15 protein-coding genes are annotated in these 14,160 nt (G+C 60.5%); 6 read left to right on the plus strand and 9 right to left on the minus strand.

What is annotated here, in order from left to right:
- From PHS32_RS19395 to PHS32_RS19425, 7 genes are all read right to left on the minus strand, one after another.
- On the minus strand, positions 1-121 hold a 121-nt coding region (locus tag PHS32_RS19395), incomplete at its 3' end, for a GTP-binding protein (protein ID WP_301079436.1).
- A gap of 110 nt (positions 122-231) precedes the next feature.
- Entirely contained in the window at positions 232-2,334 is a 2,103-nt protein-coding gene (fusA, locus tag PHS32_RS19400; protein ID WP_301080762.1) for an elongation factor G, read from the minus strand.
- Between the two features lie 166 nt (positions 2,335-2,500).
- A complete protein-coding gene (gene rpsG / locus PHS32_RS19405; RefSeq protein ID WP_114968651.1) occupies positions 2,501-2,974 on the minus strand; it encodes a 30S ribosomal protein S7 in 474 nt (157 codons plus the stop codon).
- Positions 2,975-3,123: 149 nt separating this feature from the next.
- Positions 3,124-3,501 carry a 30S ribosomal protein S12 gene (gene rpsL / locus PHS32_RS19410; RefSeq protein ID WP_011466063.1) on the minus strand — a complete coding sequence of 126 codons (378 nt, stop codon included), beginning with the start codon at positions 3,499-3,501 and terminating at the stop codon, positions 3,124-3,126.
- A gap of 172 nt (positions 3,502-3,673) precedes the next feature.
- Complete coding sequence (locus tag PHS32_RS19415; RefSeq protein ID WP_301080764.1) at positions 3,674-4,858, minus strand: D-alanyl-D-alanine carboxypeptidase family protein; 1,185 nt, start codon at positions 4,856-4,858, stop codon at positions 3,674-3,676.
- Between the two features lie 105 nt (positions 4,859-4,963).
- The gene (locus PHS32_RS19420) at positions 4,964-5,347 is read right to left on the minus strand and encodes a (2Fe-2S) ferredoxin domain-containing protein (RefSeq protein WP_301080765.1); all 384 of its coding nucleotides are present in this window, start codon (positions 5,345-5,347) and stop codon (positions 4,964-4,966) included.
- Positions 5,348-5,356: 9 nt separating this feature from the next.
- Entirely contained in the window at positions 5,357-6,451 is a 1,095-nt protein-coding gene (locus tag PHS32_RS19425; protein WP_301080766.1) for a VanZ family protein, read from the minus strand.
- 430 nt (positions 6,452-6,881) lie between these two features.
- Here PHS32_RS19425 and hemB point away from each other — a divergent pair, with 430 nt between their 5' ends.
- The 5 genes from hemB (at position 6,882) to PHS32_RS19450 (ending at position 11,456) form a co-directional block, all read left to right on the plus strand.
- Entirely contained in the window at positions 6,882-7,895 is a 1,014-nt protein-coding gene (hemB, locus tag PHS32_RS19430) for a porphobilinogen synthase (protein ID WP_301080767.1), read from the plus strand.
- Positions 7,896-7,963: 68 nt separating this feature from the next.
- Positions 7,964-9,085, plus strand: coding sequence for a magnesium transporter CorA family protein (locus PHS32_RS19435; protein ID WP_301080768.1), 1,122 nt, complete (start codon positions 7,964-7,966; stop codon positions 9,083-9,085).
- A gap of 105 nt (positions 9,086-9,190) precedes the next feature.
- Complete coding sequence (locus tag PHS32_RS19440) at positions 9,191-9,958, plus strand: basic amino acid ABC transporter substrate-binding protein (RefSeq protein ID WP_301080769.1); 768 nt, start codon at positions 9,191-9,193, stop codon at positions 9,956-9,958.
- Between the two features lie 21 nt (positions 9,959-9,979).
- Positions 9,980-10,747, plus strand: coding sequence for an amino acid ABC transporter permease (locus tag PHS32_RS19445; protein ID WP_301080770.1), 768 nt, complete (start codon positions 9,980-9,982; stop codon positions 10,745-10,747).
- On the plus strand, positions 10,734-11,456 hold the full coding sequence (locus tag PHS32_RS19450) for an amino acid ABC transporter ATP-binding protein (RefSeq protein ID WP_301080797.1): 723 nt from the start codon (positions 10,734-10,736) through the stop codon (positions 11,454-11,456). The genes PHS32_RS19445 and PHS32_RS19450 overlap by 14 nt, the downstream gene beginning before the upstream one ends.
- Before the next feature lie 28 nt (positions 11,457-11,484).
- On the opposite strand, the gene PHS32_RS19455 is transcribed toward PHS32_RS19450, so the two are convergent.
- Together PHS32_RS19455 and PHS32_RS19460 are read right to left on the minus strand one after the other, a co-directional pair.
- Entirely contained in the window at positions 11,485-12,087 is a 603-nt protein-coding gene (locus tag PHS32_RS19455; protein ID WP_301080771.1) for a 2-hydroxychromene-2-carboxylate isomerase, read from the minus strand.
- A gap of 57 nt (positions 12,088-12,144) precedes the next feature.
- Positions 12,145-12,846 carry an XRE family transcriptional regulator gene (locus PHS32_RS19460; RefSeq protein ID WP_301080772.1) on the minus strand — a complete coding sequence of 234 codons (702 nt, stop codon included), beginning with the start codon at positions 12,844-12,846 and terminating at the stop codon, positions 12,145-12,147.
- A gap of 168 nt (positions 12,847-13,014) precedes the next feature.
- On the opposite strand from PHS32_RS19460, the gene PHS32_RS19465 reads away from it, so the two are divergent.
- On the plus strand, positions 13,015-14,160 hold the full coding sequence (locus tag PHS32_RS19465) for an FAD-dependent oxidoreductase (RefSeq protein ID WP_301080773.1): 1,146 nt from the start codon (positions 13,015-13,017) through the stop codon (positions 14,158-14,160).

Below are 14,160 nucleotides of genomic sequence, written 5' to 3' on the forward strand. Positions count from 1 at the left end.
CGAACTTGGCCGCCATCACGCTGGTGATGGCCGCCGTCAAGGTGGTCTTGCCGTGGTCAACGTGCCCAATCGTGCCCACATTGACGTGGGGCTTGGTACGCGTGAATTTTTCTTTTCCCATTTTCAGTTCTCCAAAGAGCAAATTCCCGTGTACAGGTTTAATGTTTGCACGGTGTTGCTGAATCGCCCCGCACGGGAACAGGGCGGCACACCGTCGCAGACAGCTTGAATTTACTTCGCCCTTGCCGCCATGATGGCCTCGGACACATTACGCGGCGCTTCCGTGTAATGCTTGAATTCCATGGTGTAGGTCGCGCGACCTTGTGACATGGAACGCAGTGTCGTCGAATAGCCGAACATTTCCGACAACGGAACTTCCGCCTTGATGGCCTTGCCGCCACCAACCATGTCTTCCATGCCCTGCACCATGCCGCGACGTGACGACAAATCGCCCATCACGTTACCGGCGTAATCCTCCGGCGTTTCAACTTCCACCGCCATCATCGGCTCCAGAATCACCGGGCCGGCTTTGCGGCAACCTTCCTTGAAACCAAAGATGGCCGCCATCTTGAAGGCGTTCTCATTCGAGTCGACATCGTGGTAGGAGCCGAAATGCAGAGTGACTTTGACGTCCACCACCGGGTAACCAGCCAACACGCCGGAAGTCACCGCCTCATGAATGCCTTTTTCGACCGCAGGGATGTACTCACGAGGAACCACGCCACCCTTGATGGCGTCAACGAACTCAATCCCCTTGCCGGCCGGATTCGGTTCAATCTTGAGCACCACATGCCCGTATTGACCCTTGCCGCCCGACTGGCGCACAAATTTACCTTCGCTGTCTTCCACTGTCTTGCGAATGGTCTCGCGGTACGCCACTTGCGGCTTGCCGACGTTGGCGTCAACGCCAAATTCACGCTTCATGCGATCGACAATAATTTCGAGGTGCAACTCACCCATGCCGGCGATCAGGGTCTGACCCGATTCTTCATCCGTCTTGACACGGAAAGACGGATCTTCCTGCGCCAGCCGCTGCAGCGCGATGCCCATCTTTTCCTGATCGGCCTTGGTCTTCGGTTCAACCGCCTGCGTAATCACCGGCTCCGGAAACACCATGCGCTCAAGCATGATGATGGCTGCCGGATCGCACAGGGTTTCGCCGGTCGTGACATCTTTCAAACCAATGCAGGCAGCAATGTCACCAGCGACGATTTCGCTCACTTCTTCGCGCTTGTTGGCGTGCATCTGCACAATCCGGCCGATGCGTTCTTTCTTGCCACGGATCGGGTTGTAGACGGTGTCGCCCTTGGTCAACACGCCGGAATAAACCCGCACAAAAGTCAACTGCCCGACAAACGGATCGGTCATCAACTTGAAAGCCAGCGCCGAAAATTTCTCGCCGTCGTCGGCCCGACGGGTAACGGGCACCTCGTCGTCGTCGGTGCCTTTCACCGGGGGGATGTCAACCGGCGACGGCATGAACTCGATCACCGCGTCCAGCATGCGCTGCACGCCCTTGTTCTTGAACGCCGTGCCACACAGCATGGGCTGGATTTCGGACGCAATGGTACGGGTACGAATGCCCAACTTGATTTCGTCGTCCGTCAAGTCACCCTCTTCGAGGTACTTGTTCATGAATTCCTCGGACGCTTCAGCGGCAGATTCAACCAATTTTTCGCGCCACTCCTTGGCCTGCTCAAGCAGGTTGGCGGGAATTTCCTTGTATTCAAACTTCATGCCTTGCGACGCCTCGTCCCAGATGATGGCTTTCATCTTGATCAAGTCGACCACACCGACAAAGTTCTCCTCGGCGCCGATCGGAATCACAATCGGCACCGGGTTGGCCTTGAGGCGCAGCTTCATCTGGTCGTAGACCTTGAAAAAGTTGGCACCGGTACGGTCCATCTTGTTGACGAAGGCCAGACGCGGCACCTTGTACTTGTTGGCCTGCCGCCAAACGGTCTCGGACTGCGGCTGCACGCCACCGACGGCGCAGTAAACCATGCAGGCACCGTCCAGCACGCGCATGGAACGCTCGACCTCGATGGTGAAGTCCACGTGGCCGGGAGTGTCAATGATGTTGATCCGGTGTTCCGTGAAGTTGTTTTCCATACCCTTCCAGAAACAGGTGGTGGCAGCCGAGGTGATCGTGATACCCCGCTCCTGCTCCTGCTCCATCCAGTCCATGGTGGCAGCGCCGTCGTGCACTTCACCAATTTTGTGGTTCACGCCGGTATAAAAAAGAATACGCTCGGTAGCAGTGGTTTTACCGGCATCGATATGAGCCGAAATACCGATGTTGCGGTAGCGCTCAATGGGGGTATGGCGAGCCATGATGGATCCTTGGTTGCTCTTTAAATAAATCAAACTTGGCGACCCCGTGAAGACTCATGATCTCCCCGGTGCCGCGAGCAATGTTTAGGCTAGGCGCGTCGCCGCAGACAGTGCCAGGAGCACGGCAAGACGGCGCAACAACGCATAAACTTTGCGCAGTAACCGCTTAAAAGCGGAAATGGGAGAAGGCCTTGTTGGCCTCTGCCATACGGTGAACTTCGTCCCGCTTCTTCATGGCGCCGCCACGACCTTCGGTGGCCTCCATCAGTTCGTTGGCCAGACGCAGGGCCATGGACTTTTCGCCACGTTTGCGGGCAGCTTCCTTGATCCAGCGCATGGACAAGGCCAGACGACGCACCGGACGCACTTCGACCGGCACCTGATAGTTGGCACCGCCGACACGGCGGGACTTCACCTCGACCATGGGTTTGACGTTGTTGATGGCCATGGTGAAGGCTTCAACCGGGTCTTTGCCAGGATTCTTCTTCTCGATCTGCTCAAGAGCACCATAGATGATGCGCTCGGCAACCGCTTTTTTTCCGCCTTCCATGATCACGTTCATGAATTTGGACAGTTCTACATTGCCGAATTTGGGATCCGGCAGGATTTCACGTTTAGGGACTTCGCGACGACGTGGCATTTCTTCACCTCTTTGCTTCAGTTGACATCTTCATCAGATGCCGCGAAAACCATCCTGGTTTTCACTTACTCGACCCAACAGCGGGTCACTACGTTGCATCACCGCGCCACGCGGAGAAACAACACCTTTGTTCTTGATCAAGCGTTGGCTTATTTGGCCTTCGGCTTCTTGGCGCCGTACTTGGAACGCGACTGCTTGCGGTCTTTCACGCCTTGCAAATCGAGCGAACCGCGCACGATGTGGTAACGCACACCCGGCAGATCCTTGACGCGACCACCGCGCACCAGCACCACCGAGTGCTCCTGCAGGTTGTGGCCTTCACCGCCAATGTAGGAAATGACTTCAAATCCGTTGGTCAAGCGCACTTTGGCGACTTTACGCAGGGCGGAATTGGGCTTTTTGGGCGTCGTGGTGTACACACGCGTGCACACACCGCGACGCTGCGGAGAGTTTTGCATCGCAGGGCTTTTGGACTTGATCGTTTCGACCTCGCGCCCCTGACGTACTAGCTGATTGATGGTTGGCATTAAAAACGTCCCTAAACGTTTGGTAACTAAAAAACTCGAACACTTCGAAAACGTGTAAGCCTTCGGAAATTCCGAAAAGCCTTCAATCATATCAGGTCAAGGGTTTTACCGCAATGCCGTTTTGCGGTTTATGCAACCCGCATTGGCTGCGATCAAATTCCGGAACCCCGGCTTACTTGATCCACAGACGTACGGCGTCCCAGGCGCGGCCCAGTACGCCGGCCTGCTCAACCGCATCCAGAGCAACCAGGGGTACATCGACCAGGGCTTGCTCCCCGTTACTGATCTTCAAGGTCGCCACCTGCTGACCTTTGGCAAATGGCGCCACCAAGGGTTCGGGGCGAGCCACCTGGGTTTTGAGCTTGCCGGCGGTGCCGACAGGGACCGCCACCACGATCGCCTGGGGGCGACCCAGCTTGACCGTCGCCTCCTTGCCTTTCCAGATCGCCGGCGACGCCACAATTTGATTGGCGTCAAACAACTTGACCGCTTCAAAGGCGGTGTAACCCCAGTTCAGCAGTTTTTGCGATTCGTTGGCACGACCATTCTCACTGGCCGCACCCAGCACAACGGACAGCAGGCGGCGACTTCCGGTAGCACCCGGCGAACCAGCGGCGGCGCCCGGCACCCCCAGACTGGCGAAGTCGCGCTTGGCGGTGGCAACCAGGCAATAACCCGCCGCCTCGGTGTGCCCGGTCTTCAAGCCATCCACCGATGGGTCACGAAACAGCAACAGGTTGCGGTTGCTGTCGTTGGCCGCAGGCGTTCCGGGGTAGCGGTATTTCTTGATGGCGGAGTAAACAACATACTCCGGAAAATCGCGCATCAGCCTGGCAGCCAGCAGACTGAGATCGCGTGCCGTGGTGGTATGACCGGCCTCGGTCAAGCCTTCCGGATTCTTGTAGCTGGTGGACTTCATCCCCAACGCCTTGGCCTGCTCATTCATCAGTTGCACAAAGCGCTCGGCGCTGCCACCTACCCCCTCGGCCAGCGCCATGGTGGCATCGTTGCCGCTTTGCACGATCATGCCTTTGAGGAGGTCTTCCACCGGCACCATCATCTTGGGATCGATGAACATGCGTGAACCGGGCATTTTCCAGGCACGCTCGCTGACCGGGAAGGTCTGCTTCAGGTCGATTTTCTTGCTGCGCAAGGCATCAAAAACCAGATATTCCGTCATTAATTTGGTCAGCGAAGCGGGCTCCACCGGGACATCAATGTCTTTTTCCGCCAATATCTGGTTCGCTGTCACATCCAGCAACAGGTAGGATCGCGCCGCAATTTCAGGCTGTTGCGGCATTTGCGCGGCGACCGAGAAAGACACCGCGGCGGCAATCATCAAAAGAAAATTTTTCATGGGGCAGCAAGCCTGTGCGCATGGCAACTGGCTGTAAATGAATGAATTGCAGGGAATATAAAAAGCCGATTCCGCCCGTTTGACGCGACCCAAAGTCAAAAATGCCTAACGGCCCAGGGTCGCAGGTATCAGCAGGCGCTCCACCACCTTGCCATTTTTCAGGTGCGACTCGACGATTTCATCGATGTCATGGTTGTCCACGTAGGTATACCAGACTGCCTCCGGATAAATCACGGCCACCGGACCGGCGGCACAGCGGTCCAGGCAACCCGCTTTGTTGACCCGGACCCGACCCGGTCCGGACAGGCCTGCCGCCTTGATCTGGACCTTGCACCGGTCAAAGCCTTCTTGCGCAGCATGGCCGAAACAGCACTCCTCCCCCATCTTGCGCTCATTCAGGCAAAAAAAGATATGCCGCCGGTAATAGGAAGCCGTCGACGCGGAGTCCGTGCCATTGCCAACTTCGGCGTCACTTTTTATTTCAGTCATTGCCAGATTCTAGTTTTTTGGCTCGCGCCCCCCGACCTGGGTCAGCGCATACACCAAGACCGCATAAGGCCACAGCCACCCCAGCCACTGCGCCAGTCCATGAAAGCGGATAAAGCGTCCCTGCTCCCAAGTCGACAAAGTCTGCGCGAAATAGGAACTCGTCGGCGCCTGGTTCAACAAACTGAGGTAGATTCCCAACGCCAGCAACACCAGGGCCGCACTGATGCGTCGCGGCACCCATAACAACAGGATTCCAAGCACCAGAGCAATCACCAGTCCGACCTCGACCGGCAAGCTCAACCAAGCCCACGCGTGCCCCGGACCATAGCTCAAAGCCGCCGAAAGCGCCGTCACCGCCACCCCGCAAGAGAACACCAGCAGCAGGAACAGGGTGCGCCGCGCGATAGTGCGAATGATGCAATAACCCAACAGACAGGGGATCAGCAGTCCCAGCGCCACGCAAACCAATTCCACGCCGGGGACCAGGGGTTGCAACTCAATATCCCGCACCGGCAGCCAATCCAGGAACGGCGTGTCGTGCAGCACACCCGCCAGCGCCGCTTCGAGCCGCTCCAGTACCTGCCCGAGCCCGAACGGCACGGCGGCCGGGAACAGCAAGGCCAGCGGCCACACTGCCAACAACACCAGACCACCCCGGGCATCCGCTACAAACCAGCGGGCTCTGAAGCGGCTCCAGCGGTCAAGAGCCCCCAGTTTTTCCAGCCGCCATGCCAGCATGGCGCCCAACCAGGCACCGACCAGGTTGAGCCCCAGGTCCACGTTGGACGCGACACGCGCCGGCAAATAGCTTTGCAGCGATTCCATCGTCGCCGACAAGGCGCTCGCCAGCAACGTCGCCAGCACTACCGCATGCTGTGTCCTTTGGCTACGCAGGGCACTGAGCACCAGCAAAAACCCGAGTGGCATATAACCAAGCACATTGACTGCCACATCGAAACCGGTCCAGTATTTGGGTAGCGGGCTGCTCAAAAATGCCCACGGCACGATACCTTGGTAGCGCCAGCCGGAAAAAGGGTACAGACTGGCGTAAAAAATGAGCCCGGCGTAGATCAGCGCGAGGGGCCGGGCCGAAGTTCGGTGCATTGGAAGGCTCAGGAACGGACCGACTCGTATTCCGTCAGGCCCAACGCCACAAGTGCCCTGGCGGCGGTAAAACGCGGCAAGCCGGTGATGACAACAACAAGGCCAAGTAACTGGGTCCAGCGCATGGGGCGCAGTTTAGGGCAAAAAAAACCCCAGCACGAGGGCTGGGGTGGTAAGCCTATTTGCTGTCACACATCAAGGCCCCGCTCAGGGAGGAAAAGCGGGAGGTAGCAAGCTACCCGGAGCGCAATGTACCAAATATTTCGATTCATGACAAGAGGAAGTCAGAAATATCGGCATCCTTTACAAATTGGCAAGCAGGCGGTGCCCGGCGCCAACCCGCGCCCGCTGGTTGGCCGGCCCAGCGCCGGGGCTATTGTTCAGAATCAGGATTTGCTTGGCCGCACAAAATTCAGGCACAATTTGACCCATGACACCTCATGCCCCCTTTCCCCTCGGTCGGCCGCGCCGACTGCGGCGCGACACCTTCACGCGCAATCTGGTGCGTGAAAACGCGCTCACCCCGAACGACCTGATCTACCCGGTTTTTGTGCTTGATGGCAACAAGCAGCGGGAGGCGGTCGGGTCGATGCCGGGGGTGGAACGCCTGAGCCTGGACCTGCTGTTACCCGTAGCCGAAGACTGCGTCAAGCTGGGCATTCCCGTCATGGCCTTGTTCCCGGTGATCGATCCGGCGCTGAAAACGCCGGATGGCCGCGAAGCCCTGAACCCGGATGGCTTGGTACCCCGGGTGGTGCGGGCCTTGAAAAAGGAATTTCCTGAGCTGGGGGTCATGACCGACGTGGCGCTGGACCCGTTCACCAGCCATGGGCAGGATGGCCTGCCCGACCCGAATCCGGCGGCCGATGGCTACATCATGAACGATGAAACGGTTGCCATACTCGTGAAGCAGGCGCTCACTCAAGCCGGCGCAGGTGTCGATATTGTCGCCCCCAGCGACATGATGGACGGTCGCATCGGTGCCATTCGGCAGGCGCTGGAGGCCAATCATTTCATTCACACCCGCATCATGGCCTACAGCGCCAAGTACGCCAGCGCCTTTTATGGGCCGTTCCGTGACGCGGTCGGCTCGGCGGCGAACCTGGGCAAAAGCAACAAGAAGGTCTACCAGATGGACCCCGGCAACTCGGATGAAGCCCTGCGCGAAGTCGCCATGGACATTGCCGAGGGTGCCGACATGGTGATGGTCAAACCGGGCATGCCTTACCTCGATGTGGTACGCCGCGTCAAGGATGAGTTCAAGGTACCCACTTTTGCCTACCAGGTCAGCGGCGAGTACGCCATGCTCAAGGCCGCTGCCCAGAACGGCTGGCTGGACCACGACGCGGTGATGCTGGAAAGCCTGCTGGCTTTCAAACGTGCCGGGGCCGATGGCGTGCTCACCTACTTTGCCAGGGATGCCGCCCGCTTGCTGAAAAAATAGCACTTGCCGGTGCCAAATCAGCGCTTGCCACGGTCCGATTGGTCACTTTATCCGGTACCCGGGACGGCATGCGAATTTTCACCATCAAGGACGGCAGCGTCGCGGAAACCGATCGCCTGACGCCTCCTGTCAGTGAGCACCTGCCGGAACATGGCTACCTGTGGATCGCTTGCACACGTCCGGAGTTCGCGCTCATGCAGGCGCAAATCCAGGCCGCATTACAGTCCCTGTGTGGCATGCAACTGGTCGATCTGCATATCTCCGACCTGCTGAACCAGCAGTTGCCCTCGCGCTATGACTACACCTCGCAGTATGACCTGCTGGTGTTCCGCCGCCTGGCCGCCGGCAGCGCGCAGACCCACCCCGCCGAAGCCGGACTGCCCCTGAGCCGCCTGCCGGCGCGTGGTGGCCCGCCGATCCTGCGCCGCATAGACACCAGCCCGGTCGGCTTTGCCGTGTTTGACCAGATCCTGCTGACAGTTCACCCGACCGATTGCGCGGTGCGCGACGCCTACGCCGCCAAGTTGCTGAATTCCGCCTCGGCCGAGTCGCATGCTGCCGGTGCCCGCCTGCCCAGCGGTCCGGCCGACCTGATGCTGCGCATCGTCAACCAGATGGTGGACGGCTACCTGGAGTTGCGGCGCGAGCTCAGCCACCAGCTTGAACACTGGCAAACTGAGTTGCTAAACCCCAGGACCCGTTTCAACAACTGGGCTTCCCTGCTGGAAGCGCGCTTGTCGCTGCACCATCTGGACGAGATCTGCGAGGACCAGCACGCTGCCGTGCAAGACTGGATCGAAGCCCTCAAGACCTGGCCCGACGCCAGCACGCCCGCCAGCCAGCGCGAGCGCGACCTGCTGCAAGTGCGCAGCCGCGATGTGCTGGAACACATCGAGCGCGTGGTGCACCACGTGCGGCGTCTGGAGCAAAGTGCCGAAACCGCCGTTCAAATGCACTTCAACGCCCAAAGTCACCGCACCAACGAGATCATGCGCACGCTGACCGTGTTGACCGCCATTTTTCTGCCCCTGAACCTGATCGCCGGGATTTTTGGCATGAACTTTGAGTTCATTCCCTTTTTGCACCAGTCCAATGGCTTCTGGTTTGCCATGGGCGCCATGCTGCTGATTGCAGTCACCCTGGTGCTCATCTTTTCACGCAAACGCTACCTGGAACGCTCGGCGCGCTAACCGGGTCAAGGGCCTGGCACGTGTTAATCTTTGTCCCTGTCCGCGTTACGCGAGCCTGTGCGCGTGGGGCGCTCCGCTATTTTTCCTAACCCTCTGGATACAGCAATGAACCTTCTGCCAAAAATCGTGGCTTCGATCGGCCTGTTCACCCTCGCGCTGGGCAGCGTCAATGCGCAGAACAAGGAGCTGGTGGTCGGCTCCAGCGCCACCTACCGCCCCTTTGCCTATGAAAGCCCCAGCAAGGAGATCGTCGGCTACGACGTCGACATCATCAAGGCGGTGGCGCAGAAAGCCGGCCTGCAAATCAAGATCGTCAACACGCCCTGGACCGGCATCTTCGCGGCCCTCAACAACGGCGACGTGGACCTTGTCATTTCCGGTGTCACCATCAACGACAAACGCAAGCAGTCGTACGACTTCACCATGCCCTACTTCGAGGCGCGCCAGCTGATCGCGGTTCACAAGGACAGCAACGTCAAGAGCTTGAAAGATCTGGCCGGCAAGAAGATTGGCGTCGTCACCGGCAGCACCGCCGACGACACCGCCTCGCGTGAATTCGGCAAGACCAACCCCGATATTCGCCGCTTTGAAAGCACCCCGGTGATCATTTCGGAACTGGCCAACAGCGGTGTCGATGCGGCCATCGGCGACAACGGCGTGATCGCCTTTCGGGTACAGGAGCACAAACAGCTCAAGACCGTGAACGATCCGAGCTTTCCCAAGGAGTACTTCGGCATCGTCGTCAAGCAGGGCAACAAGGCGCTGCTGGCCAAGCTCAATAGCGGCCTGAGCGCCATCAAGGCCGACGGCAGCTACGCGCAGATCTACAAAAAATGGTTCCTGGCCGAGGCACCGGTATTGCCGGCCCAATAATCGCTGAACAGGGCTGCCTCGATGGAGCAGGTGCTCTGGTTCGGCTGGTTCCGCGCCGACATCATTGCCGAGTACGCCGCGCTGTTCTGGCGCGGCCTGCAGATGACCATCCTGGTCACGCTGCTGTGCATCGTGCAGGGCACGGCGCTGGGCCTGGCGATCGGCATGGCGCGGCTGGCGCAAGCCCGTCACGCGCCGGCCCGGCAGTTGTGCCAGTACGCCTTGCGCTGGCCGGCCACGGTCTATGTCAGCTTCTTCCGCGGCACGCCCTTGTTCGTGCAGATTCTGCTGATTCACTTCGCGGTGTTGCCGCTGTTCATCAACCCGGCCGACGGCCTGCTGATTTCCGGCGAGAGCGCGCGCCACCTGAAGCAGAACTACGGCGCCTTCATGTCCGGCGTAGCGGCCCTGACGCTCAACTCCGGCGCCTATATTTCGGAGATCTTCCGCGCCGGCATCCAGTCGATCGACCGTGGCCAGGCGGAAGCCGCGCGTTCGCTGGGCCTGTCGTTCCCGCGCACCATGTACCACGTGGTGCTGCCGCAGGCGTTTCGCAGAATGCTGCCACCCCTGGGCAACAACGCCATTTCCCTGCTCAAGGACTCGTCGCTGATTTCAGCCATTGGCCTGGCGGAACTGGCCTACGCCGCACGCACGGTGGCCGGTGCCTACTCGCGCTACTGGGAACCCTATCTCACGATTTCACTGATGTACTGGCTGCTGACGCTGGGTCTGGCCTACGCTGTCAACAGGTTGGAGGCGCGCTATGGACGAGGTGATTCGCGTTGAGGGCTTGACCAAGCAGTTTGGTCATCTTCAGGTGTTGCGCGGCATCGACTGCGTCATCCAGGCATCGGAAGTGGTCTGCGTCATCGGGCCATCCGGCTCGGGAAAGAGTACTTTTCTGCGCTGCCTGAACGGGCTGGAAGAGGCTTCCGGCGGGCAGGTCCTGGTCAGTGGTGTTTCGGTGCACGAAGCCCGCACCGACGTCGACGCGCTGCGCTCCGAGATCGGCATGGTGTTTCAGCGTTTCAACCTGTTCCCGCACAAGACCGTGCTGGAAAATATCACGCTGGCGCCGACCAAGGTGCGCGGATTAAGCTCCGCGCAAGCGCGCGGCCGTGCCCATGAATTGCTGACCAAGGTCGGGCTGCTCGACAAGATTGACGCCTACCCGAACCAGTTGTCGGGCGGTCAGCAGCAACGGGTGGCCATCGCCCGGGCGCTTGCCATGCAGCCGCGCATCATGCTGTTCGACGAGCCCACCTCGGCGCTCGACCCGGAACTGGTCGGCGAGGTGCTGGACGTCATGCAGACGCTGGCCGAGGAAGGCATGACCATGGTCGTCGTCACCCACGAGATGGGGTTTGCGCGCCAGGTGGCGGATCGTGTGCTGTTCATCGACGACGGTCTGGTGGTCGAAGAAGGGTCTCCGGCCGACATTTTTGAGCAGCCGAAGGAAGAGCGCACCCGCAAATTTCTAAGCAAAGTGCTGTAGTGCAGTTCTTATCCTTATCCTATATGGCTCACGTTGCTGCCAGTTTGCGTTGCACGAAGTCAAGCCGGTCCTGACCCCAGAAAATTTCACCGTCAATGCAATAACTGGGGGCACCAAAAACAGCCGCGTCAATCGCCGCCTGGGTGTATGCGTCATATTCCTGTTGCACCGTCTGGCTGCGCGATTGCGCCAGCCGATCCGCCGGCAGACCGCTTTCACTTAACAGTTGTGCCAGCGTTTGGGCACTGGCAATATCGCGCTGCTGCACCCAGACCGCCGCCAACACCGCGCCGCTCAAGCGCAGCGCGGCCGACGCGCCGTCCTGCAGATCGACCGCAAGGATCAGGCGCGCCGCGTCATCCCCGGCCACCGGGAAATAGCGTGGCTGCAGATTCAGCGGCAGTTTCAGAAAATCACGAAAGCGGGCCAGTTCCTGCAAGCGGTAGGCCTGGCGTTGCGGGGCGCGTTTGGACAAGGGCAGCCCGCCGGATACGGCAAACACCTTGCCGAAGTCCACCGGCCGCACGCGAACCGTGGCCCGCGCCGCCTGCGCCAGTGCCGCGAAACGCTCATGACCCAGATAAGTCCACGGGCTTTGCGGGGCGAAGTAGTAGTCGATAGTCTGGTTCACTTGATCTCCTTTTGAATTGACAGCGGCCTAGGGATTGGGGCCTCAACCAGCCGGCGGCTACGGACGTGATTTCTTCGGCCTGACGGCAGCAGCAGCAGCGGCATCCCGTGTCGCGTTCTCGCGTGCCAACCTGGTGAAACTGCTCTCGCTGGTACAGGCACCCACGACTCTGGACAAGCGGCGGCTGACGCTGATATAGGCATGGCCGATGCGGCTGTCGAAGTAGATCGAGTCGCCGCGCGCCAGCCGCAACATGGAGCCGTCCTCGAAATACACCTCGACCGCACCGCTCAGGATGTGGACAAACTCCTCGCCCTCGTGGCGTGCAAAGTCCTGCGGCCCATTGATGCGGCGCGCATGCACGGTCCCCAAAATGGGACTCATCTGCTTGCCCAGCGCGCTGGTGCCGAGAAACTCATAAGAGACCGCCTGCCCCTGGTACAGCACACCGGCACCGGCGCGCGTGACCACCGGCCGATCGAGTCGAGCGACCTTGGCGTCGGCCTGGGAGAACATCGCCGCCATGTCCATTTGCAGGGCAGCGCCGAGCGCCGAGAACTTCTCGTAACTGAGGGCCAGCTGTCCGCGCTCGGCGCGTGAAATAGTGGTGATGGAAACGCCCGAGCGCTGGGCCACCTCGGCCAGCGTCAGGCCCAGTTGCTTGCGCGTTGCGCGCAGGCGCTTGCCGAAGGTCACACGATCCAGCGTGTGCGGCCCCTTGTCAGGTTTGAGCTTGGGTACGGTTTTCAGATTGGCCATTTGACATTTCCAGCGGCCCTAGTTTAGCCACATAATTTGCAGATACGCAAAAATATAATTTGCGTATCTGCAAATTTCATACTAGACTGGTTTCAGGTTCACGAATTTCCGAACACCAGTGCGGCGGTCTTGGCGCACTGTGACGACCCCCTTTGAAAACACCACGCAATGGCTGAACAGACTGACTTTCTCATCATCGGCGGCGGCATCGCCGGCGCATCGATCGGCTACTGGCTGGCACCGCACGGCCGCGTGACGCTGCTGGAGCGCGAGTCGCAGCCGGGCTACCACTCGACCGGACGCTCGGCGGCGGTCTTCATGGAGAGCTACGGCACACCCCAGGTGCGCGCGCTCACCATGGCCAGCCGCGCTTTCATGGAACAGCCGCCCGAGGGCTTCAGCGAGCATCCGCTGCTGGCGCCGCGCTGCGCCATGATGGTGGCGACGCAAGGACAAGAGGCGCTGCTGGCGGAGCACTGGGAGGTTCTGCGCGGCATGTCGCCACGCGCGCAACTGCTCGACAGCGCCGCCGCCTGCGCCCGGGTCCCGGTGCTGCGGCCGGAGAAAGTACGGGGTGCGGTGTTCGAGCCCGACGCCGCCGACATGGACGTGCATGCCATTCACCAGGGTTACCTGCGCGGGCTGCGGCGCTCCGGCGGCAGCCTGGTCTGCAATGCCGAAGTAACGGCGCTGCAGCACGCGGCGGGCCGCTGGCGGGTGCAGGCCGCCGGGCTCACTTTCGAGGCGCCAGTCGTGATCAACGCGGCCGGCGCCTGGGCCGACGTGGTGGCGGCGCTGGCCGGCTTGCCAGGTATCGGACTGGAGCCGCGGCGGCGTTCCGCCTTCATCTTCGCGCCGCCCGACGGCCTGGCCAGCGCCCACTGGCCGCTGACCATAGGCATAGGGGAAGACTGGTACTTCAAGCCCGATGCCGGCATGCTGCTGGGCTCACCGGCCAATGCCGACCCGGTGGCGCCGCAGGACATCCAGCCCGAGGAACTCGACATCGCGCTGGCCATAGACCGCATTCAGGCGATGACCAGCCTCACCATCCGCCGGCCGACGCGGACCTGGGCCGGACTGCGCTCGTTCGTTGCCGACGGCGACCTGGTCGGCGGTTTCGACCCCCAGGCAGCCGGTTTCTTCTGGCTGGCGGCGCAAGGCGGCTATGGCATCCAGACCTCGGCCGCGATGGGCGAGGCCTGCGCTGCGCTGGTGCGCGGCCTGCCGCTGCCGCAGCGCATTGCGGCTTATGGCTTGAGCGCCGAAATGCTCAGTCCGGCGCGAGCGCGTCTTTCCTCCCTTCAACCTTGA

This window comes from Rhodoferax sp., assembly GCF_028714215.1.
Lineage (GTDB): Bacteria > Pseudomonadota > Gammaproteobacteria > Burkholderiales > Burkholderiaceae_C > Rhodoferax.

Bases quoted from the DNA above. Each gene is read 5' to 3' on its own strand.
- PHS32_RS19420 (WP_301080765.1), bottom strand. From the start codon at position 5,347: ATGACTGAAATAAAAAGTGACGCCGAAGTTGGCAATGGCACGGACTCC.
- PHS32_RS19425 (WP_301080766.1), bottom strand. From the start codon at position 6,451: ATGCACCGAACTTCGGCCCGGCCCCTCGCGCTGATCTACGCCGGGCTC.
- PHS32_RS19445 (WP_301080770.1), top strand. From the start codon at position 9,980: ATGGAGCAGGTGCTCTGGTTCGGCTGGTTCCGCGCCGACATCATTGCC.
- fusA (WP_301080762.1), bottom strand. From the start codon at position 2,334: ATGGCTCGCCATACCCCCATTGAGCGCTACCGCAACATCGGTATTTCG.
- rpsG (WP_114968651.1), bottom strand. From the start codon at position 2,974: ATGCCACGTCGTCGCGAAGTCCCTAAACGTGAAATCCTGCCGGATCCC.
- rpsL (WP_011466063.1), bottom strand. From the start codon at position 3,501: ATGCCAACCATCAATCAGCTAGTACGTCAGGGGCGCGAGGTCGAAACG.
- hemB (WP_301080767.1), top strand. From the start codon at position 6,882: ATGACACCTCATGCCCCCTTTCCCCTCGGTCGGCCGCGCCGACTGCGG.
- PHS32_RS19465 (WP_301080773.1), top strand. From the start codon at position 13,015: ATGGCTGAACAGACTGACTTTCTCATCATCGGCGGCGGCATCGCCGGC.
- PHS32_RS19435 (WP_301080768.1), top strand. From the start codon at position 7,964: ATGCGAATTTTCACCATCAAGGACGGCAGCGTCGCGGAAACCGATCGC.
- PHS32_RS19460 (WP_301080772.1), bottom strand. From the start codon at position 12,846: ATGGCCAATCTGAAAACCGTACCCAAGCTCAAACCTGACAAGGGGCCG.
- PHS32_RS19440 (WP_301080769.1), top strand. From the start codon at position 9,191: ATGAACCTTCTGCCAAAAATCGTGGCTTCGATCGGCCTGTTCACCCTC.
- PHS32_RS19415 (WP_301080764.1), bottom strand. From the start codon at position 4,858: ATGAAAAATTTTCTTTTGATGATTGCCGCCGCGGTGTCTTTCTCGGTC.